The sequence below is a fragment of the Enterobacter cloacae complex sp. SHL021 genome (assembly GCF_049237765.1).
In the GTDB taxonomy this organism is placed as follows: Bacteria; Pseudomonadota; Gammaproteobacteria; order Enterobacterales; family Enterobacteriaceae; genus Enterobacter; species Enterobacter cloacae.
Genome location: NZ_JBMKJG010000031.1, coordinates 1 through 22,490 on the forward strand (window position 1 = coordinate 1; position 22,490 = coordinate 22,490).

Genomic DNA, 22,490 nt, shown 5'->3' on the forward strand with positions numbered 1-22,490 from the left:
GTCGCTGTCGTTCTCAAAATCGGTGGAGCTGCATGACAAAGTCATCGGGCATTATCTGAACATAAAACACTATCAATAAGTTGGAGTCATTACCTCTTTGACTAACTTTCGTGTTATAGAAACGGATTGATTATGTATAAATCTTAATATTTTCTGCTTATGACGCCGTCTTAAAGAATCTTTTTTACATTTTTTACGCCATGAGCATAAACCGTAACAAGATGAAATTACAGAGGATACAGCTCCTTCCGATAATGAGTTTTTCTCAGCTATGGATGCCAGACTAAACCCCCTTACAGCCATAGACTTGATAAGCAATTCAGTGAATATATTAATTTTTGTGTTTCGCTTAAACGCCCTCAGGTATTTTTTATAAATAAGTGTTTTAATGTAACATCTGCTGCGACTAAATTCCTTCCCAAGGTTGCTAACACTAGTATTATTTTCAACTATATGAAAACTGTATTTCTTATGACTTTTAAAGATTTCTTTCTTTTTATTAGTACGACTTCCTGCATACGTTGGCCAGCAAGTATTTAACAAACAATAACAAAGCAAAAGATGCTTTGTGGGATGCTGACAACATTTGTCTTTGAGTATAGGCTCCCAGTAATGATAATCAGTTAGGGATGTTGGTATAAGTCCCGATGAACCCTCCCCAAATAACTGGCACTTAGCATAAACATGTGCGTAGAATACATTTTTCTTTAAATTTCCATCCAATGATAATAAATTCAACTTTTTAAGTACATCCATGTAATTGGGGTGTGTAATATCTTTTCTTCTGATTATATTTAGGGACTCATAACAAAACTTAGCAAAATCGAAGTCTATCTCATTGCTAAGTTGTTCTGTATACGAAACAGGAGGCATCAGTCCAATACGTATGTGCGGTGAAGAAGGGACATGGATGCTTTCAAGCGCTACCGGATGCCGATGGCAGGTTGTAACCCCATGAAGCTGATGCGCCAGATGCCAATAAGTAACACCATAATGAAAAGTATCTTCACGAGCGCAAACCGGGCAAAACTTCAATAGTGTGCGCTGCCCTAGTGAAAAATTACTAAGGCGGCACAATCGATTAAGCCTGGCAGGGGTCGTGTTGAAATCCATAATTTCATTACGACTGATTGGTAGTGCCCAGGCAAAAAGAGGGAGTAAAGTCTGTTCATGCCAGAGCTGATCTGCACTTTCGGATGTATGAAGAGAAATAGCCTTTAATCCTGAATTGAGAATTGGATGGACGTTCATATCAGGTTTGTTGAAAATGATCGTTAACAGAGAAGATGGGGACATACCGTACACGGTAGTTGTCCGACAAAACCGGCTGAACAAGGATTCATCAGGCAAAACAGGCAACATTCTCATTTCCCACACCTCTCTTTGACCGTTACGAACTGTTACCTCATTACAATTTATTAAGTGGATCTATATTTATAAGCCCGCAACGCTGAAGAGCATCGTAGGTATTTTTCTTTTCAGCTGTTCTGTTGATAACAAGATCGTGGTCAAGAGACAGTATTTTCTCGTCGAAATTGCGCAAAACCTCGTCTATTTTTCCTACGAATTCCTTGTGCTGTGGCCTGTCTATATCCCCAGGGATCAAAGACTTTAGGGACTTCTCTGCCATGATTTTAGCCGAAGCATCACCCTCATTAGATGCAGAGAGCCATTTAGCTTCCTCATCTTCAGTCGCGGCCCCCGGGAGTGGAGTATCCTTATATTCCTCCGTATGACTCACGAGTACCGGTACAGAGGCCGACAAGACTGCGCCAGTGATGATTTCATTGCCGCTACCGATAACCTTTAATTGTGCCCCCCGATAAATCATCTGAGCCAATCCAATATTGCCTTTAGATAAAATGAATAATTTTTCGTTTAACTCATCATTTAATGGAGTTTCAACATTTGTCCATTGTAATGGCCATAAATAATGAATAAACGATTGCCAGTCTTGTGAATCGTATCTAACATTCTTAATTTTCATGTAACCACCAGACTCTGCCCGCCTGGCAATTCTCATTTTCTTTGTCAGCGTCTCGTCAAAAGGATGATTTCCACAAAAAACCATAGATACCCCCATGGAATCTACAATTTCATGTAAAAAATCAATCAACTTACTCTCACCCCCGGTTCTTGAAAATTTAAGCCTCTGCATTTCATCAATAACAAGGATACCCAAAAATGATGATTTAATTCTTTGTGCAATCTGGCGAGCCAGAGCACCATTTCTAATCTCAGGTGTAGTTCGTTCAATACCAATTGCATCATCTAATTTTTGTAAAATCTCTTCACAAAGGTCTCTCACACTTGAATTGTATGGACAATTAATCTTTACCCATACAATTTGCTTACTGAAGCCGGGAAAAACTCCTTTATAGCTGCTGTGTTCTATAATCTGAGGGAAATGATCCATGACTTGCTCAATCATGGTAGTTTTTCCAGAACCACTCATTCCAACTATCGTAATAGTTTCAGCCTGGGATTTAAAATATCCACTTTCTGGCTCAATATCAGGACGCTCATTTCCATAGTAATGAAGATATTGAATTGTTCCGCTTTTTAAAGGATTACGAGCTGCATAGCTTTCCCTAAGTGCCCGTAAGATCATCTTATAAGCCTGGATAAGATTGGTTTGAGGGCAACGGAATTTCTTTATACGTTCGACATACTGCTCTCTAACATTCGCCGGGGCAGTCCAGCGGATTTTTTCGTCAATTTCGGGGAAATAACTCATTTCCAGAAGTACTTCATCTTCCGTAAGCGCTTCAGGAAGTGCTTCAATTAAGGGATTGCCACGATACTCAGGTAACTCCTGTTCTTTATATATCGCTGAAACGCGCCGTATAAGATTCATTATTCTGCGTCCTCAGTCTTCTTCTTACCTTTTAACCATCTTTGTTTCTCCTCCCGGCCAGGCAAAAGCAGAACATTACTGGATGAAGGAAGTAGGGGTTCAGATCTTCCATTAGCAACATGAGTTCGCCCTAATGAATCAAGTTCATTTTTCCTGTTCTTTTTAATATCTTTACCATGTACCCGGCGAGATTCGTATATTTCATTTAATCTTTCGTTACCTTTCCTGTTAAATTCATCTTTATTATTGATATTGCTGAGCGAATCCAGAGTAAATAAATTAATTTCTTTTTGAGTATCTACCCAATCAGCCATTACATCTGTATCAAGATGAGCTTTCCCTTTAAATACATCTCTTTTCTTAAGTAGGTAATGTTTTTTGAAAATGCTATTTTTGTCAAATCTTACATATATATAATCTACGCAATTGTCATCTATTCTTGCTTCACAAGTGGTTCTTCCAAATACTCTGACACCTGATGCAATTTCAGGATCACATTCATAAAAAAGATTATTGTACTGAATCCCACCGGCGGTAATGTTAGCGTTCACAGGGATTAACAATCGTGCGATCACTTCGTCGGCCCCAACGGCTCTTGCGCTGAATCTCCCGTGCTTTAAGCTTATCATCCAACTATTTTTTGGTGATATTACGAGATCATTTTCAATCAGTAAGGGATTGATATAAGCCAGTTCCTCATACGTTCTCTGATTATGTGCAAGTATCTCCCGAATCAGTAAAGACGTGACCTCCTGAATCGTTAAACAAGCCCTGGATTGCGGTGTTGGCTCTCCTTTAACAATCTTTCCCCTTCGTGTTGTTCCAATAAGCCTATGAATAACCTCATCATTCAGAATGCCGAAACAGCGTTCAACAATGCTTTTTCTGTCGCCTCTACCGACTGGCGCAAACTCAAGTTTTGTCAGGGGGGTCATCTCTTCCTGAGGTTTAAGACCAATCATCTCCCCGTTGTCACACATCAATGTTAATGGAATGTGAGAACAAGGCCAATCATCATCAGTAATAGAGATTCCAAATAATCTACAATATTCTTTTTTTGGCATAAAGCAATTTGCTAACGCTTGTCGGGCGGCTCGCCATGAAGCATGGTATAAAGAAACATGAAGGCCAACAATCATTCTTGTTGCACGATCCACCACTGTATAAATAGTAGGACGCCCAATGACTTTTCGTCTGTTTAAACTCGAAATAAGATGTACATCAGCGACAGTTGAGTCTATTTCGAAAACATCACCCGGCAAAACAGTTGTATTAGCCACACTACCTAAAAGCGCCCGCATTTTGAGGTCTATTTCTTTTTTCGTGTTCTTCTTATTTATCGAGAAATCTTTAGTGAAGAGTTTTTTATTCCAGTATGAAAATTGTTTTAAAGAAGGAACATATGGAGCTCTATTTTCTAGGTTTGCTGTTTTAATTTCATCCCTAAAATACAAATCAATATGTCTCTCTAATGTTTTCTTTATCGTATCTCCGTTAACTTTATAATGATACGTAATGAGAGATTTTCTAATATTATTTATATCTCTTTCATTAAGAATGAAAACACGTGATCGTTCATTAGGTAATGCTCTGTTTTTTTTGGAATTCCCAAGTTTAATTTCATGTTTGATTCTACTTTTCCCAGCGGCGCCACAGTTCGAGAATGCGGGTAGCAATGCATAAATATCCTGCCCATGTCGCCAATACAACGCCAGAAGCGTTCTGATAGTATATTGTGATATTTTTTTATTTCTTGAGTAATCCATTAAAAGGTGCGACTTTTTATGTAATGCATAGTCGAACAGAAACATTCTGTCATCTACAAGATCTTTAATGATATTGTAATTTTCATCTCGCCTTCCTCTGTCTTTATCTGTTAATTCTTTCTCATCTACTAACATATATGAAGGATATATATAATCTTTACAAGTTATGCTATTTGATTCAATATAATATTTAAACATTGAAAATGAGAAAGGGATTGGCTTACCCGTTCTTTCTGATTTTATTTTAAACAAAATTAACAAATCGACCTTTCTGTCAAAATCCAAAACACGGTAAAGTCCCTCTGCAAGCAAATCAGTGCCTTGAGAGAGCCAGACTGAATTCCTAATAATATCCATTTGCGTTCAGTCCTATATAGTGGTCATTGGAAATTATCTTTATCAGACCGGTTTCGAGTATTGGATATGATAAATCAACATTTATCATTTTTAATCCAATCATTGCCTGCAATAACATCATCGCTTCTTGTGCATCTACCCCAAAGATTGATGAAATCATTGCACGTAGTCCTACTATGGGATAAACATCTGGTTTAAGCTTCCATAGGATTTTATCAAGAGGATATTTATCATAAAATTCAGAACCATCTCTTAATACAGAAGTAGCCCAGCAAATGTTTTTACCGACGACGTTATTGAGTTCCGAGCCAACATAAATTTGAAACTCAACATCAATCAACTGCCAAAACATCCTCTCTATTTCAAGTTTTTGGGCTTCGCGTTCAGGTATGCTCTCGTTATGTTTTACTGCTATAGCTTTGTATCGAAGTCCGCCTTCAGGAGTTCTCAAGGTCAGTAAAAAATCGGTTGTCATAACATTCAGAACTTCGACAGGTACTCCTCTTACTCCCCTCACCATAGGATGTTGAAAATGTAGATGATTTGCTATTTGTTGGGTAAGCCGGAGAGGAAAGAGTGGGAATTGTTCCCGGATATCAATCACCGAGTCATTAAACTCAGCCAGATAGAAAAAGTTACTTTCGACAGAAGAAAGGAGATGATGGTTTCGAAACGTCTTAAGGCCAAAGACTATCGAACGGTTTCCACGGGATTTAACGTCCTGAGCTCTAAGCCAGGGCTGATAACTTTGGCCATAGCCCACTCCTATGCCGTCACCTAGCGCATTTTCATAATCCAAATAGGATTTGAGACGCCTACCCCTAGCCATGATCGTACCCTAAAAACGACATTGATACGTACCTATATGTGCATTTTATAGTCTCCAACCCTATAACCACACATTCAGTAAGTATACAACATTAGCGTCGTTTTTTGAGAATGGTTACAACTTTAGTGCTTTGTGTACAACTTTATTGTCCTCGGACATCGGCCAGCGCCTGCGCACACGCCCAGGCACTGGCCCACGCCCACTGGAAGTTATACCCGCCGAGCCAGCCGGTCACATCCATCACTTCACCGATGAAGTAGAGGCCCGGCACGTTGCGCGCTTCCATCGTGCGCGAGGAGAGCTCATTCGTGTCGACACCGCCCAGCGTGACCTCCGCCGTGCGGTAGCCTTCGGTGCCGTTGGGCTGCACGCGCCAGTTTGTCAGGGTCTCTACCAGCGTCTCCTGCTCGCGGCTGTTAAGCTGCTTAAGGGAAACATCCGGGATCTGCCCTAACCCCTGCAAACACTCCACCAGACGCTTCGGCAACTGCATCGCGAGGGTATTTTTCAGGCTCTGATTCGGGTGCGCCGCACGCTGTTCATTGAGGAACGCATCCAGATCGCACTCCGGCAGCAGGTTAACCGTGACGAACTCGCCCGGCTGCCAGTAGCTGGAGATTTGCAGCACCGCCGGGCCGGAGAGGCCGCGGTGGGTAAAGAGGAGGTTTTCGCGGAACACCGTTCCGTCTTCGGCGGTAATAACGGAAGGAACAGAAACGCCAGACAACGTCTGAAGCTGTTCCAGAAGCGGTTTGTGCAGAGTAAAAGGAACCAGTCCCGCACGCGTTGGCAGCACCTTCAGGCCAAACTGCTCGGCAATTTTGTAGCCGAACGGCGAGGCGCCCAGTCCCGGCATCGACAGACCGCCGCTGGCAATGACCAGGTTATCGGCGCTGACGCTTTCGCCGTTGAGCTGCAGCGTATAGCCCTGCTCGTCGCGGGATACGTCCAGCACCTCCGTACGCAGGCGCATTACCACGCCGCCCTTCTCGCACTCGGCCACCAGCATATCGACAATCTGCTGCGCGGAGTCGTCACAGAACAGCTGCCCCAACGTCTTCTCATGCCACGCGATACCGTGCTTACCCACAAGATCGATAAAATCCCACTGGGTATAACGCGCCAGCGCAGATTTACAAAAATGGCGGTTCTGGCTCAGATAGGCCGCAGGTTCGACATACAGGTTCGTAAAGTTGCAGCGCCCGCCGCCAGACATCAGGATCTTGCGCCCAGGCTTTTTACCGTTATCCAGCAGCAGCACGCGACGACCTGCCTGTCCGGCCATCGCCGCACAAAACATACCCGCCGCACCGGCGCCAATTACCACGGCATCAAACCTTTCCACGTCAAAACCCTCTTTGTTCACTGCCGCGGATTGTAAAGTTTCCTCTGTGGTCACACCAGCGTAAAAAGATATTACAAAGCCATTTCATTGAAATTTAAAGAATATCCTTTCAGACACTTTTCCCAAATCAGGTGGTATGTCAAAAAAAGTCTATATTTCACTTTGCCCGCCGCGCATTTGTCCTGGATAATGCGCCGCGTTCATGTCCTCAAAATGGCGTAACGTCCTATGCTACATTTGTTTGCCGGCCTGGATTTACATACCGGGCTTTTATTATTGCTTGCTCTGGTTTTTGTACTGTTTTACGAAGCGATCAACGGCTTCCACGACACTGCAAACGCAGTAGCAACGGTTATCTACACTCGCGCAATGCGATCGCAACTGGCGGTCGTTATGGCGGCGGTATTTAACTTTTTTGGTGTCCTTCTGGGCGGACTGAGCGTTGCGTATGCCATTGTGCATATGCTGCCAACGGATCTGCTGCTTAACGTAAGTTCTGGCCATGGCCTCGCTATGGTGTTCTCAATGCTGCTTGCTGCAATTATCTGGAACCTCGGTACCTGGTATTTCGGCCTGCCTGCATCCAGTTCTCACACCCTCATCGGTGCCATTATCGGTATCGGGTTAACCAACGCCCTGATGACCGGCACCTCGGTTGTTGATGCGCTTAACCTGCCTAAAGTACTGGGTATTTTCGGTTCTCTGATCATCTCCCCTATCGTCGGTCTGGTGGTTGCGGGTGGATTGATTTTCATCCTGCGTCGCTACTGGAGCAACACGAAAAAACGTGCGCGTATCCACCTGACGCCAGCAGAGCGTGAGAAGAAAGACGGCAAGAAAAAGCCACCATTCTGGACGCGTATCGCCCTGATCATTTCCGCCATCGGCGTGGCCTTCTCTCACGGCGCGAACGACGGGCAGAAAGGCATCGGTCTGGTGATGCTGGTTCTGATTGGCGTTGCACCGGCGGGCTTCGTGGTTAACATGAATGCCTCCGGTTATGAAATCACCCGTACCCGTGATGCGGTCAATAACGTTGAAACCTATTTCCAGCAGCACCCTGAACTGCTGAAAAAAGCGACCGGCGTTGACCAGCTGATCCCGTCTCCTGAAGCGGGTGCGACCACCGCCCCGGGCGAGTTCCACTGCCACCCGGCAAACGCGATTAACGCGCTGGAACGTGCAAAAGGCATGCTGGGCGATATCGAAAGCTACGACAAACTGGCCGTTGAGCAACGTGGTCAGCTGCGTCGCATTATGCTCTGCATCTCTGACGTGACCGACAAAGTCGCGAAGCTGCCAGACGTGAATGCTGACGACAAGCGTCTGCTGAAGAAACTGAAAAGCGATATGCTCAACACCATTGAGTACGCGCCAATCTGGATCATCATGGCTGTCGCGCTGGCGCTGGGTATCGGTACGATGATTGGCTGGCGTCGTGTGGCAACCACCATCGGCGAGAAGATCGGTAAGAAAGGCATGACCTATGCGCAGGGCATGTCCGCGCAGATGACGGCGGCGGTCTCTATCGGTCTGGCGAGCTACACCGGTATGCCGGTCTCCACCACCCACGTACTCTCTTCGTCCGTGGCAGGTACCATGATTGTTGATGGCGGCGGTCTGCAACGCAAAACCGTGACCAACATTCTGATGGCCTGGGTGTTTACGCTTCCGGCGTCTATCCTGCTCTCGGGTGGGTTGTACTGGATTGCGCTGAAGCTGATTTAATCGGCTGAAGGCGACAAAAAAGCGGGTCAGGAAACTGACCCGCTTTTTTTATGCTCAGTGCCAAATCATTAAGGCAATCATACTGACGACGACCAGGCCACACAGGGCGCTGGTCAAAATGAACTGGCGACGCAGGCGCTCGCAGCGGCGGATAAACTCTTCATCGTGATGATCCCGGTAGCGCTGGTAGTAGATATACCCGACCAGGCGCATCTGTTTGCTGGGCTGTCCATGCGAGGTGAAGAACCCTCCACCGTCCACATACTGATAAAGCAACGGATCGCAACCACGAAGTACCACTAACAGCGCACGTAACGATGAGAAGTAGCGCGCCATATTCACTATGCAAACTACGCATAACGCCCAAAACAATGCGACGGTGCTAATCATACATCCTCCCCGGCGTCCGCCCACGAAGCAAGGCTTCTGAGCTACCGCACCCCAATGCCCTGACAGACAGTTCAGTGAAAGAATGACCAAAAGTCGATCCGGTTCGCGTTTTAATATCCGAACGGTTCATTAAATAGTGTAGGAGATCCGTTAATTTTTTTGCCACAAGGTTAATCGTTATCAACACCAAAGCTTGAAAAATATGTTTAACTGGGCCGTAATGAAAGCATCAGACGACGGCTTTCTGTTTAGTCATCGATAACTTAAGGAAGGAGTAACACTATGGCTTACAAACACATTCTCATCGCGGTAGACCTCTCCCCGGAGAGCAAAGTGCTGGTTGATAAAGCAGTATCCATGGCACGCCCTTACAACGCGAAAGTTTCGCTGATTCACGTCGATGTGAATTACTCCGACCTTTACACCGGTCTGATCGACGTGAATCTCGGCGATATGCAAAAACGCATCTCCGAAGAGACACACCACGCCCTGAGCGAGCTGTCCACCAACGCGGGTTACCCGATCACTGAAACCTTAAGCGGTAGCGGCGATCTGGGCCAGGTGCTGGTCGATGCGATTAAGAAATACGATATGGACCTGGTGGTTTGCGGTCATCACCAGGACTTCTGGAGCAAGCTGATGTCCTCAGCGCGTCAGCTGATCAATACCGTTCACGTGGATATGCTGATTGTTCCGCTGCGTGACGAAGAAGACGAGTAAGTGCAAAAAAGCCCGGTGGCGCTAACGCTTACCGGGCCTACAAATGGCACTGAACGTAGGCCGGGTAAGGCGAAGCCGCCACCCGGCTTTTTTATTCCGGCGTACCCGAATAAATATCAAACCGGTGCCCTTTGGTGGTCACCGCGTTGGTCGTCGCAACGTCCGCCAGCGGCGGCGCGTAGTCCGGGCGTTTCACCACCACCCGCTTCGTTGCAAGCTGACGGGCAGGCTCAAGCAGGCCGTCCGCATCCAGATCCGGCCCCACCAGCGACTGAAACACCCGCATCTCTTTTTTCACCAGCGCGCTTTTCTGCTTATGCGGGAACATCGGATCGAGATAGACCACCTGCGGGCGCGGGGTGATATCGGTCAACGCCGTCAGGCTGGAGGCGTGGATCAGCTGTAAACGTTCCTGCAACCACGGGCCGATTTCCGGGTCCGCGTAACCACGGGTCAGGCCGTCATCCAGCAACGCGGCCACCACCGGGTTGCGCTCCAGCATCCGCACGCGGCAGCCGACAGACGCCAGCACAAACGCATCGCGCCCCAGCCCCGCCGTGGCATCCACCACGTCCGGAAGATAGCTCCCTTTGATGCCGACGGCTTTTGCAACAGCCTCACCGCGGCCGCCGCCAAACTTGCGCCGGTGCGCCATCGCGCCCCCGACAAAATCAACAAAAATCCCGCCGAGTTTCGGTTCGTCGCGTTTACGTAATTCGAGATGCTCTGGCGTCATCACCAGCGCCATCAGGTTTTCTTCATCGTGCTCCAGCCCCCAGCGGGCGGCCAGAACAGATAAGGCGCCGTCTCCGGCGCCTGTTTCATCCACTAAGCAGATCTTCACGTAGCAATCAGCCTTTGATCCCGTAATGCTCAAGCATCGCATCCAGCTGCGGCTCGCGGCCACGGAAGCGTTTGAACAGCTCCATCGGCTCTTCTGAGCCGCCGCGGGTCAGGATGTTATCGAGGAACGACTGACCGGTTTCACGGTTAAAAATCCCCTCTTCTTCAAAGCGAGAGAAAGCATCCGCCGCCAGGACATCGGCCCACAGGTAGCTGTAATAACCTGCCGCATAGCCGCCCGCGAAGATGTGGCTGAACGCGTGCGGGAAGCGACCCCAGGTTGGCCCTGGAATAACCGCGACCTGCTTTTTAATCTCAGCCAGGGTTTCGAGGATTTTTGCCCCCTGCTCCGGGCTAAACTCGGCGTGCAGGCGGAAGTCGAACAGGCCGAACTCCAGCTGGCGCAGAATAAACATTGCCGCCTGGTAGTTCTTGGCTGCCAGCATTTTATCCAGCAGTTCTTTCGGCAGCGGTTCGCCGGTCTCGTAGTGGCCGGAGATAAACGCCAGCGCGTCCGGCTCCCAGCACCAGTTTTCCATAAACTGGCTCGGCAGCTCGACCGCATCCCACGGCACACCGCTGATACCGGCCACGCCTGCAGTTTCAATGCGGGTCAGCATATGGTGCAGACCGTGACCGAACTCATGGAACAGGGTGATCACTTCGTCGTGGGTGAACAGCGCCGGCTTGCCGTTGACCGGGCGGTTGAAGTTACAGGTCAGGTAAGCGACCGGCTTCTGCAGGGAACCGTCGGCTTTACGCATCTGGCCGACGCAGTCATCCATCCACGCCCCGCCACGCTTGTTCTCACGCGCGTAGAGATCGAGGTAGAAGCTGCCGCGCAGTTCGTTTTTCTCGTCATACAATTCGAAGAAGCGCACGTCCGGATGCCAGACGTCGATATCAGTACGCTCTTTGGCGGTAATGCCGTAGATGCGTTTCACCACTTCGAACAGGCCGTTAACGGCTTTGTTTTCCGGGAAGTACGGGCGCAGCTGCTCGTCGCTGATGCTGTAGAGGTGCTGCTTCTGTTTTTCGCTGTAATACGCGATGTCCCACGGCTGCAGCTCATCCACGCCGAACTCCGCTTTGGCGAAGGCACGCAGCTGGGCCAGCTCTTTTTCACCCTGAGGACGGGCGCGTTTCGCCAGATCGGTCAGGAAATCGAGCACCTGCTGCGGGTTCTCGGCCATTTTGGTGGCGAGGGATTTGTCCGCGTAGCTGTCAAAGCCCAGCAGCTGTGCCAGCTCGTGACGCAGGGCGAGGATTTCCGCCATCACCGGGCTGTTATCCCACTTACCGGCATTCGGCCCCTGATCGGAGGCGCGGGTGCTGTAGGCGCGGTACATCTCTTCACGCAATGCCTGGTTGTCGCAGTAGGTCATCACCGGCAGATAGCTTGGGATATCCAGCGTTAACAGGAAACCTTCCTGCTCTTTCGCTTCGGCCTGGGCTTTTGCCGCCGCCAGTGCGCTTTCCGGCATACCCGCCAGCTCTGCTTCGTCGGTAATCAGCTTCGTCCAGCCCATGGTGGCGTCGAGCACGTTGTTGCTGTACTGGTTACCCAGCTCAGACAGGCGCGCCGCGATTTCGCCGTAGCGAACCTGCTTCTCTTTTGGCAGGCCAATCCCGGAAAGCTCGAAATCACGCAGGGCGTTATCGACGGATTTTTTCTGTGCGGTGTTCAGTTCGGCATAGTGGTCGCCGTCGCGCAGATCGCGATACGCCTTGTAGAGCCCTTCGTGCTGGCCGACCCAGGTGCTGTACTCGGAGAGCAGCGGCAGGGTTTGTTCGTAGGCTTCACGCAGCTCCGGGCTGTTTTTTACCGAGTTGAGGTGGCTTACCGGGGAGAAGATACGCCCCAGCACGTCATCCACTTCGGCCAGCGGCTGACACAGATTTTCCCAGGTGTACGGCCCGCCCTGCGCGACCACGCTTTCTACCGCCGCGCGGCAGTTGTCCAGCGCTTGCGTAACGGCTGGAACCACATGCTCAGGGAGGATTTTAGAAAACGGTGGCAACGAAAAAGGCGTCAGTAATGGATTGGTCATAAACGCTGTCCTGTTGAATTTGATGAATGAAGCGCGCATCCGGCGCTGTGCATATGGTTCAGTAATGGGGTTAAGTGTAGAGGATTTCAATGCCGGGCGTTGCGCTTTCGCGGCCGTGGAAACTTTTCTGTATACTGTGGCGATACGCTCTATTTTTGCCCGATGGCGCTACGCTTATCGGGCCTACGTTGACTACCCGGAACACATTCATCCATGCTCAGTTATCGCCACAGCTTTCACGCAGGCAACCACGCCGACGTCCTCAAACACACCGTTCAGAGCCTGATCATCGAATCACTCAAAGAGAAAGAGAAGCCGTTTCTTTATCTGGACACCCACGCAGGCGCGGGCCGCTATCAGCTGAGCGGTGAACACGCCGAGCGTACCGGTGAATATCTCGAAGGGATCGCCCGTATCTGGCAGCAGGACGATCTGCCTGCCGAACTGGAACCGTACATTGGTGTGGTGAATCATTTCAACCGCAACGGCCAGCTGCGCTACTACCCGGGCTCGCCATTGATTGCCCGTCAGCTGCTGCGTGAGCAGGACAGCCTGCAATTGACCGAGCTGCACCCAAGCGATTTCCCGCTGCTGCGTTCTGAGTTTCAGAAAGACAGCCGCGCCCGCGTGGACAAAGCCGATGGCTACCTGCAGCTGAAAGCCAAACTGCCGCCGGTCTCCCGTCGCGGCCTGGTGCTGATCGACCCGCCCTACGAAATCAAAACCGACTATCAGGCGGTGGTCACCGGCATTAACGAAGGTTACAAACGTTTTGCGACCGGCACCTACGCCCTGTGGTACCCGGTGGTTCTGCGCGCGCAGATCAAGCGCATGATCAAAGACCTGGAAGCGACCGGCATCCGCAAAATCCTGCAGATTGAGCTGGCCGTCCGTCCGGACAGCGACCAGCGCGGCATGACCGCCTCCGGCATGATTGTCATTAACCCGCCATGGAAGCTCGAAGCGCAGATGAACAACGTTCTGCCATGGCTGCATAAAACGCTGGTACCTGCCGGGACAGGTCACGCCACCGTCAGCTGGATCGTGCCAGAGTAATCGCAGCCATCGGTGGAAACTATTGATTTCAGGTATACAATCGCGGCAATTCACGATTAAGGATAAAAGCTATGACTAAGCATTATGACTACATCGCAATCGGCGGCGGTAGCGGCGGCATCGCCTCCATCAACCGTGCGGCCATGTATGGCCAGAAGTGTGCGCTGATTGAAGCCAACGCGCTGGGCGGCACCTGCGTCAACGTGGGTTGTGTACCGAAAAAGGTGATGTGGCATGCGGCGCAAATCCGTGAAGCCATCCATATGTATGGCCCGGACTACGGCTTTGACACCACCATCAACCACTTCGACTGGGAGAAGCTGATCGCCAGCCGTACGGCCTACATCGACCGCATTCACACCTCGTACGATAACGTGCTGGGTAAGAACAACGTAGATGTGATCCACGGCTTCGCCCGCTTTGTGGACGCGAAAACGATCGAAGTGAACGGGGAGACGATCACTGCCGATCATATCCTGATCGCTACCGGCGGCCGTCCGAGCCACCCGAACATCCCGGGTGCCGAATACGGCATCGACTCCGACGGTTTCTTCGAACTGCCAGCCCTGCCAGAGCGCGTTGCGGTGGTGGGCGCGGGTTATATCGCGGTCGAGCTGGCCGGTGTGATTAACGGTCTGGGCGCTGAAGCGCACCTGTTCGTGCGTAAACATGCGCCGCTGCGCAGCTTTGATCCGCTGATCGTCGACACCTTAGTAGAAGTGATGAACACCGAAGGTCCAACCCTGCATACCAACGCCGTGCCAAAAGCGGTGATTAAAAATGCAGACGGCAGCCTGACCCTGGAGCTGGAAGATGGTCGCAGCCAGACCGTCGACTGCCTGATCTGGGCGATTGGCCGTGAACCGGCGAATGACAACTTCAACCTGGCCGTAACCGGCGTGAAAACCGATGAAAAAGGCTATATCGTCGTCGATAAATTCCAGAACACCAGCGTGCCAGGCATTTACGCGGTGGGCGATAACACCGGTGCCGTTGAACTGACCCCGGTGGCCGTTGCGGCGGGGCGTCGCCTTTCCGAGCGTCTGTTCAACAACAAGCCGGATGAGCACCTGGATTACAGCAACATCCCGACCGTGGTCTTCAGCCACCCGCCTATCGGCACCGTCGGTTTAACCGAGCCGCAGGCGCGCGAGCAGTATGGCGACGATCAGGTGAAAGTGTATAAATCTGCGTTTACCGCAATGTATACCGCCGTCACCTCGCACCGTCAGCCGTGCCGCATGAAGCTGGTCTGCGTGGGTCCGGAAGAGAAGATTGTCGGTATCCACGGCATTGGCTTTGGCATGGACGAGATCCTGCAGGGCTTTGCGGTGGCGCTGAAGATGGGCGCGACGAAGAAAGACTTCGATAATACCGTGGCGATCCACCCGACCGCGGCCGAAGAGTTTGTGACCATGCGCTAGTCCTGATGCCCCTCCACTGAGGGGCATTCTTTTTTACATTCACAAATCGTTGCAAAACGAATGCTCCGAAAAGAGTGATCTACCGCACATATTCCTCCCCATCTACCGAAGCGAATGTCTACGCTTATAAGACGCCCGGATAAACCTGTCTTCAAGAACACCTAACCGGAGGTCCTTATCATTATGTTCAACCAGAAACTACAGGCTAACGAGAACATCGCGTTCGAGATCGCAGAAGAGCTGCGCTACGAGACCGATCCCTGCGAGTTGAAACTGGATGAGATGATTGAGGCGGAGCCGGAGCCAGAAATGATCGAGGGGCTACCCGCCTCCGATGCCCTGACCCCCGCTGACCGTTACCTTGAGCTGTTCGAACATGTGCAGTCAACAAGGCTGTTTGCGGATAGCAAAACCTTTCCCGACTGCGCGCCGAAGATGGATCCGCTGGATATTTTGATCCGCTATCGTAAGGTGCGACGTCACCGGGATTTCGACCTGCGCCAGTTCGTGGAGAATCACTTCTGGCTGCCCGAGACCTATAGCACAGAGTATGTGTCCGACCCGGGGCTATCGCTTAAAGAGCATATCGACAGCCTGTGGCCCGTGCTGACGCGCGAGCCGCAGGACCATATCCCCTGGTCTTCCCTGCTGGCCCTACCGCAGGCCTATATCGTCCCCGGCGGACGATTCAGTGAGACCTACTACTGGGATTCCTACTTCTCGATGCTGGGGCTGGCCGAGAGCGGCCGTAACGATCTGCTGAAGTGTATGGCGGATAACTTCGCGTGGCTGATCGAGCGTTACGGTCATATCCCGAACGGCAACCGAACCTACTACCTCAGCCGCTCCCAGCCGCCGGTCTTTGCCCTGATGGTGGAGCTGTTTGAAGAGGACGGGGTGCGCGGTGCGAAGCGCTACCTTGAGCACCTCAAAATGGAGCACGCCTTCTGGATGGACGGCGCGGAGTCGCTGCTGCTGAATCAGGCCTATCGCAGCGCGGTGCGTATGCCGGATGGCTCATTGCTGAACCGCTACTGGGATGACCGTGACACCCCGCGCGACGAATCGTGGATTGAGGACGTGGAGACGGCCCGCCATTCCGGTCGACCACCCAATGAGGTGTATCGCGATCTGCGTGCAGGGGCGGCCTCCGGCTGGGATTACTCCTCCCGCTGGCTGCGCGAACCGGGCCGACTGGCCAGCATTCGCACCACGCAGTTTATCCCTATCGACCTGAACGCCTTCCTGTTCAAGCTGGAAAGCGCTATCGCCAATATCTCGGCGTCGAAAGGAGATAAGGAGACGGCTGACCTGTTCCGCCAGAAAGCCAGCGATCGCCGGGCAGCGGTGAACCGCTACCTGTGGGATGAAGAAAATGGCTGCTACCGCGATTACGACTGGCGTCGGGAAAATATGGCGCTGTTCTCTGCGGCGAGCATTGTGCCGCTGTATGTCGGAATGGCGACCCATGAGCAGGCAGAACGCTTGTCTGATGCGGTTAAATCACGTCTGCTCACCCCGGGCGGTATCCTGGCGACCGAGTACGAAACCGGCGAGCAGTGGGATAAACCCAATGGCTGGGCGCCGCTGCAGTGGATGGCCATTCAGGGCTTCAAGCAGTACGGCAACGACTCGCTGGGCGATGAAATCGCCTGGAGCTGGCTGCATACGGTGAATCATTTTTATAAGACTCACCATAAGCTGATTGAGAAGTATCACATCGCCAGCAGTACCCCACGCGAAGGGGGCGGCGGTGAGTATCCATTGCAGGATGGCTTTGGCTGGACGAATGGCGTGGTACGGCGGTTGATTGGGTTGTATGGAGAGCCTTGAGTGGGGTGCGGTCTGGTGCCCTCACCCCGCCCTCTCCCACAGGGAGAGGGCGTTACGATCAGCGGATCACCTCATAAATGGCAGACTGAATAGCCTGCCATTTTTTTGTGCTGGCATTCGGCTGTGACTCGGCGCGGCGCGTCGCCATATCCAAATCGTGCTGCTGGCGTTTCACCACGGCCGGGACGGTACAAAACGCTTTCAGGTACTGTTTACGCAGGGATGTCAGCGATTCGCCATTCGCCATGGCATGGGTGAGCGTATTGATAAACCGGCGGCACGGCTTCTCTTCCACCATGTGCTGTCGGTAGCGCAACATCAGCTCCAGCACGTCGTCATGGTTGGATGACATCGCCTCTTCGGTCCATGACAGCTTCCAGTCCATTCCACCCTGCAAAAAGAGCTGCGCGATGCGGGTGTCGTTGCGGTTGATGGCCGAGCGGAAATTATTCTCGTCCCAGGTGATGCCCATGCGCGTCAGCGTCTCCCGCGAGGAGGGCGTTTCCCGCATCTCCTGCGGCGCAGGCGTTTCGGTGGCGGCCACCGCGGTCTCTGCTGGCGCGCTGCTGGTCACCAGCCAGAATCCTCCCACAACAATCGCAATGACCATCACGCCCACTGCGCCCCATAACACGCCGGAGATGAGCTGCTCGCGTTGTTCTGGCGTGCGCGGGGCGCGCTGGGTCGGTTTTTCGATGGTGTCACGTACTTCAAATAGATCCCCGCCGGTGACCCGATCCCTTTTCTGTGCTTTTTCCCAGAAAGCGTGCAGTTCGCTGGCATCCACCGCCATTATCCCGGCCGGGTTGACGCGGGTTCGCCCCTCTTCAAACGCACGCTGAACGGGCCGGGTGATTTGGGTGTAGTAGTTGTCGAGTAGCTGGATTTGCGCCGAGGTTAACGCTTTCTGAACGGTAAGGTTGTTGCGGATCTGGCGGATGTCATCAAGGAAGGTTTGCAGCGTTTTGCGCGGCTCCACCAGCAGCGTCAGCATGGACGGATCGCTGAACAGCGACGCGTAGTAGCGGCTGTACTCTTTTTTATCCACCAGCATCTGGGCCAGCTCGCTGAACATCATGCCGCTTAGCACATCGTTGATGTCGCCAAGCTTCAGCCAGCGCCGCACGCGGTCAGCGTTAAACAGGGTCTTCAGGTGGTTGTTCAGACGGACCTGATCGGGCCACGCCTGCTGGATAAGCCCTTTAATCATCAGTTCAATTGCACGCACCTGCTTGTGCGCCTGCTGCTGTTCAAGATCGCTGCCCGGCGCCAGCTCGGTACTGTAGGTGAGAAGAGGCTGTTGCAGACGTAGATGTTCCAGCGCGGTGACAAACCGCATTGCCGCAATAAGCTGATTTTCACTGACATCCTGCCCGCTTTCATACTGCGGTACGCGCTGCTGCAACAGGCGCAGTTGCAGGGTAAATTCTGACATCTCGGCATCGTTCAGGTTGAGCTTCTTCGCCACGGCCCCCCATCCGCCCAGGCCTAAACGGGCGCTATCCAGCTGCTCCAGAAACCAGCGTGGATCTTTTCCCTCAGAAACATGTACATTCAGGAGAAGCAATATTTCCACAGAGGCCTGACGAATGACCGCCAGACAGTGTTCAAACTGTTCGCGGTTATGGTGTGATGTGCTGAGCGTCATTGTTTTCCTTAAAAGACCACGAAGACATCCAAAAGGGGCCCGGAACGGCCGTTTTTCTTTTTATTTATACGCGCTTAACCATACCTGACTTTCTGTTGAAATAAAGTGACAGTCCTAAAATCATTTATATTGTTTCAGGAGAATCTGAATGCCTCAGCTAACCACCTCGCGTCTTATCTGCTCGCCGTTACAGGAAGATGACTGGCCCTTTTTTCTGGCGCTACAGCAAGACCCGGATGTGATGCGCTTTGTCGCGCAGGATCGCACTGTGGCGGACATCCGTGAGGCCTTCGACTCCCGACTGATGCCATGGGCGCCCGGCTGCATGCACTGGCTCTGCCTCGTGGTTCGCGATAACGCCAGCCAGACTCCGCTGGGGGTGACCGGCTACAAACACCACGAAGCGGATTGCGCCGAAGTCGGTTTCCTTTTCGCCCCCGCGGCCCAGGGAAAAGGCTACGGCTTTGAATCCCTGCAGGCACTCTGTGATTATGCCTTCCTCCAGGGGGGGATCCGCCGCCTCACCGCCACCGTCACGGCAGGGAATATCGCCTCCCGGCGTCTGCTGGAAAAAGCCCGCTTCCGGCTGGAGGGTGAGCTGCGTGAGAGTTATTACCTTGGCGGCCGCTGGCATAATGACTGGCTATTCGGTTTATTACAGCGCGACTATCTGGAAAATATCAGCTGAGCAACGGCCATTTGGCGGATATGTCTCGTGCCGTATTTCCTCTACAGTAGTGTCTGAAAGAGGAAAATACCATGTTGAAGCTATCTTCTGCTGCCGTTGAATTAATTAAAAAACAGCAAGGGCTGTCTCTGGAAAAATACCGTGATGAGCACGGTACTGAGGTTATTGGGTATGGTCACGTTATTCAGCAATGGGAGAAGTTCCATGGTCTTATTACCGTTGCTGAAGCAGAGCGCTTGTTAGATAACGATATTCAGATTTATGAGACGTTAATTCAGGAAAATATCGCCCAGCCATTAACGCAACACCAGCACGATGCGCTGGTGTTGTTAATGTTCAGTTTTAGTGACACACCGTGTCCGATAAACGCCATCGCTCAGGCGGTGAGCCGGGTATAGCACATTGCCGCCTGCGTGCGATTTTTCACATCCAGCCGCCGGAAAAGTGACTCCAGATGGGCCTTTACCGTTGCCGCACTGATATTGAGCGTGCGACCAATCTCTTTATTCGACTCCCCGGCGGCCAGTAACTTGAGTACTTCACGCTGGCGCTCGCTTAAGGATAACAACGCCTGGTGTGACGCCTGCTGCGCAAGCCATTCGCCGGGAAAACAGACCATCCCCCGGGAGACCGAATCCAGCACTGCGGCAAACCGCTCGGGACTGGCATTGCGGGGAATAATCGCCTTCACGTTGCGCTGAAACATCTGTTCAGCCCATCGGGTCTCTTTTTTCGTCAGCACCATCACGACACGTATCGCAGGGAAACGCGTGATAATGTCTTTCAGAAAGCTGATGCCCTCATTCTGCATTAATGCGCCGTCAATCATGACGATAGCGGATGGCGACGCAGACAACTGCGCCCATAATTCATCTGCCTGACGGGTTCCTGTCATATTTATTTCAGGAATTAACGTCTGCAAACTGTTTATCGCTCCATGAATAAATATCGACTGCCTGTCAAACATGATTACTCGCATCGTTTTTCTCCCTCTGAGAATAGCGAGGGGGGATTGTATAGAGGCGTTATTTGAGAAAAAACTCAATGAACGGAGAGGTTACAAATTCATCGCCGTTCTTTATATCTGCCCGTATCTGGACACATCTCTTTTAAGGATTTCCTTAAGAGGTTCCGTCCCCTTAAGGAGGCGTATTACAGGAACATCCCACCAGACACTTCAATACGTTGCGCATTCATCCAGCCCAGTTTGTCGCTGAGCAGCGCGGCGATGGCATCACCAATATCATCCGGCAGGCCAACACGCCCCAGCGCGGTTTGCGACGCAAGCAACTGATTAAGCTGCGCGTCATCGCGTACGCGTCCGCCGCCAAAATCGGTTTCAATTGCCCCCGGCGCGATGATATTGACGGAGATCCCGCGTGCGCCCAGCTCTTTGGCCTGATAGCGGGTCAGTACTTCCATCGCCCCTTTCATGGCCGCATAGGTCGCGGAGCCTGGCTGTGTAAAACGCGCCAGCCCGCTGGAGACGTTGAGGATCCGTCCGCCATCTTTCAGCAACGGCAGCAGGCGCTGGGTCAGGAAAAACGGCCCTTTTAAATGTACATTCATTACCTCATCGAACTGCGCTTCTGTCGTCTCGGTATAGGGGGCGTATAAACCCGTTCCGGCATTGTTCAATAAATAATCAAAGGTATCACGCTGCCAGACGGTTCGGAGAGTTTCCTGCAACTGTTGAGCAAAATGTTCGAAATGGGTGATATCTCCGACGTTAAGCTGTAATGCCGCCGCGTTTACCCCTTTTCCCTGAATTTCTTGCACAACATCCAGCGCATCCTGCTGATTGTGATGATAAGTCAGGACAATACCTGTTCCCTCTGCTGCCAGCTTCAGGGCCGCGTTTTTACCCAAACCACGGCTACCACCGGTCACTAAAGCGATACGTTCAGTCATAAGAAACCTCATTTCGGTTGTCAGGGAGATTGAGAAAGAGCTTATTAGCTGATAGAAGATCAATAAAGATGTGACAGAACGCTTCACTGTTTCATTTACAACAACAATGAGCGCTACCGATGGATAAAATTAACGCAATGCAGTTGTTTGTTCGGGTCGCGGAGCTGGAGAGTTTTTCCCGCGCAGCGGAGACGTTGACCCTGCCAAGAGGCAGCGTGTCGCGGCAGATTCAGGCGCTGGAAAACCGCCTGGGCACTCAGCTGCTGCACCGCACCACGCGCCGCGTCAGCCTCACGCAGGACGGCATGGTCTATTACGAACGGGCAAAAGATCTGCTGGCGAACCTTGATGAACTGGACGGTATGTTCCAGCACGATCCCTCCAGTATCAGCGGGCGGCTACGCGTCGATATGCCGGTGGGGGTTGCACGAAATTTAGTCATTCCCAAACTGCCTGCGTTTTTGCAGCAGTATCCGGGTATTGAACTGGAGCTCAGCAGCAGCGATCGTCTGGTGGATGTGATCCGCGAGGGATTTGACTGCGTGGTGCGCGTCGGCACCCTGAAAGATTCCGGGCTTATCGCCCGCCCACTGGGCAAGCTTACGGTTATCAACTGCGCCAGCACGGATTATCTGACGCGGTTTGGTTATCCGGAAACGCTGGACGATTTGGCCTCACACGCGGTAATCCACTACGCCGCGATGCTGGGCACGCGCCCGCAGGGCTTTGAGTTTTATAACGGCAGTACGACCCAGTGGGTTAAAACGGGCGGCGTCTTAACGGTCAACAGTACCGAGACGTACCATGCCGCCTGCATCGCCGGGCTGGGTATTATCCAGGTTCCCCGCGTGGGCGTTCGTGATTCTCTGCGCACGAAAAAGCTGATTGAAGTTCTGCCGCAATACCGGGCTGAACCCATGCCGGTTTCCCTGATTTACCCCCACCGCCGTAACCTCTCCCGCCGGGTACACCTGTTTATGGAGTGGCTTACGGAAATCACAAAAGCTTACGTGGATTAGTCGCAAGCTATAATTCAATGACGTC

19 protein-coding genes and 1 pseudogene are annotated in these 22,490 nt (G+C 51.5%); 9 read left to right on the top strand and 11 right to left on the bottom strand.

Annotated features, from left to right (window positions below; all coding sequences use genetic code 11):
• The coding region (locus ACOTZF_RS22930; RefSeq protein ID WP_001401901.1) for an IS1 family transposase at positions 1-79 on the top strand (79 nt) is incomplete at its 5' end.
• A gap of 14 nt (positions 80-93) precedes the next feature.
• Here the strand turns inward: ACOTZF_RS22930 and ACOTZF_RS22935 are convergent.
• The 5 genes and pseudogenes from ACOTZF_RS22935 to ACOTZF_RS22955 form a co-directional block, all read right to left on the bottom strand.
• Positions 94-1,368, bottom strand: a pseudogene (locus ACOTZF_RS22935) (TniQ family protein); the annotation flags it as partial.
• Between the two features lie 40 nt (positions 1,369-1,408).
• Positions 1,409-2,857: an ATP-binding protein gene (locus ACOTZF_RS22940; RefSeq protein ID WP_001049180.1), complete on the bottom strand. Its 1,449-nt coding sequence runs from the start codon at positions 2,855-2,857 to the stop codon at positions 1,409-1,411.
• Complete coding sequence (locus tag ACOTZF_RS22945; protein ID WP_000351437.1) at positions 2,857-4,980, bottom strand: transposase; 2,124 nt, start codon at positions 4,978-4,980, stop codon at positions 2,857-2,859. The genes ACOTZF_RS22940 and ACOTZF_RS22945 overlap by 1 nt, the downstream gene beginning before the upstream one ends.
• Complete coding sequence (locus ACOTZF_RS22950) at positions 4,967-5,809, bottom strand: TnsA endonuclease N-terminal domain-containing protein (protein WP_000090707.1); 843 nt, start codon at positions 5,807-5,809, stop codon at positions 4,967-4,969. Before ACOTZF_RS22950 ends, ACOTZF_RS22945 begins: the two co-directional genes overlap by 14 nt.
• Before the next feature lie 142 nt (positions 5,810-5,951).
• Entirely contained in the window at positions 5,952-7,154 is a 1,203-nt protein-coding gene (locus ACOTZF_RS22955; protein ID WP_044159598.1) for an NAD(P)/FAD-dependent oxidoreductase, read from the bottom strand.
• A 228-nt stretch (positions 7,155-7,382) separates the two neighbouring features.
• Here ACOTZF_RS22955 and pitA point away from each other — a divergent pair, with 228 nt between their 5' ends.
• Positions 7,383-8,882 (top strand): inorganic phosphate transporter PitA, encoded by a 1,500-nt coding sequence (gene pitA, locus ACOTZF_RS22960; RefSeq protein WP_013099193.1) that lies wholly within the window; start codon positions 7,383-7,385, stop codon positions 8,880-8,882.
• Positions 8,883-8,936: 54 nt separating this feature from the next.
• Here the strand turns inward: pitA and uspB are convergent, their stop codons facing one another.
• Complete coding sequence (gene uspB / locus ACOTZF_RS22965; protein WP_003861224.1) at positions 8,937-9,272, bottom strand: universal stress protein UspB; 336 nt, start codon at positions 9,270-9,272, stop codon at positions 8,937-8,939.
• 282 nt (positions 9,273-9,554) lie between these two features.
• Here uspB and uspA point away from each other — a divergent pair, with 282 nt between their 5' ends.
• Entirely contained in the window at positions 9,555-9,992 is a 438-nt protein-coding gene (uspA, locus tag ACOTZF_RS22970) for a universal stress protein UspA (protein ID WP_003861223.1), read from the top strand.
• 91 nt (positions 9,993-10,083) lie between these two features.
• Here uspA and rsmJ read toward each other — a convergent pair whose 3' ends face one another.
• Positions 10,084-10,836 (bottom strand): 16S rRNA (guanine(1516)-N(2))-methyltransferase RsmJ, encoded by a 753-nt coding sequence (gene rsmJ / locus ACOTZF_RS22975; protein WP_032644932.1) that lies wholly within the window; start codon positions 10,834-10,836, stop codon positions 10,084-10,086.
• 7 nt (positions 10,837-10,843) lie between these two features.
• Positions 10,844-12,886, bottom strand: a complete 2,043-nt coding sequence (gene prlC, locus ACOTZF_RS22980; RefSeq protein WP_013099196.1) for an oligopeptidase A — start codon at positions 12,884-12,886, stop codon at positions 10,844-10,846.
• A 213-nt stretch (positions 12,887-13,099) separates the two neighbouring features.
• Here prlC and ACOTZF_RS22985 point away from each other — a divergent pair, with 213 nt between their 5' ends.
• The 3 genes from ACOTZF_RS22985 to ACOTZF_RS22995 all read left to right on the top strand — a co-directional run bounded on the left by ACOTZF_RS22985 (position 13,100) and on the right by ACOTZF_RS22995 (position 17,199).
• Complete coding sequence (locus ACOTZF_RS22985) at positions 13,100-13,942, top strand: 23S rRNA (adenine(2030)-N(6))-methyltransferase RlmJ (protein ID WP_029883697.1); 843 nt, start codon at positions 13,100-13,102, stop codon at positions 13,940-13,942.
• 71 nt (positions 13,943-14,013) lie between these two features.
• Positions 14,014-15,366: a glutathione-disulfide reductase gene (gorA, locus tag ACOTZF_RS22990; RefSeq protein WP_129252982.1), complete on the top strand. Its 1,353-nt coding sequence runs from the start codon at positions 14,014-14,016 to the stop codon at positions 15,364-15,366.
• Positions 15,367-15,549: 183 nt separating this feature from the next.
• Positions 15,550-17,199, top strand: a complete 1,650-nt coding sequence (locus ACOTZF_RS22995) for an alpha,alpha-trehalase (RefSeq protein WP_013099199.1) — start codon at positions 15,550-15,552, stop codon at positions 17,197-17,199.
• Between the two features lie 58 nt (positions 17,200-17,257).
• Here the strand turns inward: ACOTZF_RS22995 and ACOTZF_RS23000 are convergent, their stop codons facing one another.
• Entirely contained in the window at positions 17,258-18,847 is a 1,590-nt protein-coding gene (locus tag ACOTZF_RS23000) for an STY4199 family HEPN domain-containing protein (RefSeq protein WP_013099200.1), read from the bottom strand.
• Positions 18,848-18,995: 148 nt separating this feature from the next.
• On the opposite strand from ACOTZF_RS23000, the gene ACOTZF_RS23005 reads away from it, so the two are divergent.
• The gene (locus ACOTZF_RS23005; RefSeq protein WP_129252978.1) at positions 18,996-19,535 is read left to right on the top strand and encodes a GNAT family N-acetyltransferase; all 540 of its coding nucleotides are present in this window, start codon (positions 18,996-18,998) and stop codon (positions 19,533-19,535) included.
• Between the two features lie 71 nt (positions 19,536-19,606).
• Complete coding sequence (locus ACOTZF_RS23010; protein ID WP_013099202.1) at positions 19,607-19,933, top strand: lysozyme; 327 nt, start codon at positions 19,607-19,609, stop codon at positions 19,931-19,933.
• Here the strand turns inward: ACOTZF_RS23010 and ACOTZF_RS23015 are convergent.
• Positions 19,912-20,514 (bottom strand): helix-turn-helix transcriptional regulator, encoded by a 603-nt coding sequence (locus tag ACOTZF_RS23015; RefSeq protein WP_045294865.1) that lies wholly within the window; start codon positions 20,512-20,514, stop codon positions 19,912-19,914. The two genes, ACOTZF_RS23010 and ACOTZF_RS23015, sit on opposite strands and share 22 nt — an antisense overlap.
• 173 nt (positions 20,515-20,687) lie before the next feature.
• Positions 20,688-21,446, bottom strand: a complete 759-nt coding sequence (locus ACOTZF_RS23020) for an SDR family NAD(P)-dependent oxidoreductase (RefSeq protein WP_020686105.1) — start codon at positions 21,444-21,446, stop codon at positions 20,688-20,690.
• Positions 21,447-21,565: 119 nt separating this feature from the next.
• On the opposite strand from ACOTZF_RS23020, the gene ACOTZF_RS23025 reads away from it, so the two are divergent.
• A complete protein-coding gene (locus ACOTZF_RS23025; protein WP_129252976.1) occupies positions 21,566-22,465 on the top strand; it encodes a LysR family transcriptional regulator in 900 nt (299 codons plus the stop codon).
• The last annotated feature ends 25 nt before the right edge of the window (positions 22,466-22,490 follow it).

Coding starts and splice junctions, on each gene's coding strand:
- ACOTZF_RS22940 (WP_001049180.1), bottom strand. CDS start 2,857: ATGAATCTTATACGGCGCGTTTCAGCGATATATAAAGAACAGGAGTTA.
- ACOTZF_RS22945 (WP_000351437.1), bottom strand. CDS start 4,980: ATGGATATTATTAGGAATTCAGTCTGGCTCTCTCAAGGCACTGATTTG.
- ACOTZF_RS22950 (WP_000090707.1), bottom strand. CDS start 5,809: ATGGCTAGGGGTAGGCGTCTCAAATCCTATTTGGATTATGAAAATGCG.
- pitA (WP_013099193.1), top strand. CDS start 7,383: ATGCTACATTTGTTTGCCGGCCTGGATTTACATACCGGGCTTTTATTA.
- uspB (WP_003861224.1), bottom strand. CDS start 9,272: ATGATTAGCACCGTCGCATTGTTTTGGGCGTTATGCGTAGTTTGCATA.
- uspA (WP_003861223.1), top strand. CDS start 9,555: ATGGCTTACAAACACATTCTCATCGCGGTAGACCTCTCCCCGGAGAGC.
- prlC (WP_013099196.1), bottom strand. CDS start 12,886: ATGACCAATCCATTACTGACGCCTTTTTCGTTGCCACCGTTTTCTAAA.
- ACOTZF_RS22985 (WP_029883697.1), top strand. CDS start 13,100: ATGCTCAGTTATCGCCACAGCTTTCACGCAGGCAACCACGCCGACGTC.
- gorA (WP_129252982.1), top strand. CDS start 14,014: ATGACTAAGCATTATGACTACATCGCAATCGGCGGCGGTAGCGGCGGC.
- ACOTZF_RS22995 (WP_013099199.1), top strand. CDS start 15,550: ATGTTCAACCAGAAACTACAGGCTAACGAGAACATCGCGTTCGAGATC.
- ACOTZF_RS23000 (WP_013099200.1), bottom strand. CDS start 18,847: ATGACGCTCAGCACATCACACCATAACCGCGAACAGTTTGAACACTGT.
- ACOTZF_RS23005 (WP_129252978.1), top strand. CDS start 18,996: ATGCCTCAGCTAACCACCTCGCGTCTTATCTGCTCGCCGTTACAGGAA.
- ACOTZF_RS23010 (WP_013099202.1), top strand. CDS start 19,607: ATGTTGAAGCTATCTTCTGCTGCCGTTGAATTAATTAAAAAACAGCAA.
- ACOTZF_RS23015 (WP_045294865.1), bottom strand. CDS start 20,514: ATGCGAGTAATCATGTTTGACAGGCAGTCGATATTTATTCATGGAGCG.
- ACOTZF_RS23020 (WP_020686105.1), bottom strand. CDS start 21,446: ATGACTGAACGTATCGCTTTAGTGACCGGTGGTAGCCGTGGTTTGGGT.
- ACOTZF_RS23025 (WP_129252976.1), top strand. CDS start 21,566: ATGGATAAAATTAACGCAATGCAGTTGTTTGTTCGGGTCGCGGAGCTG.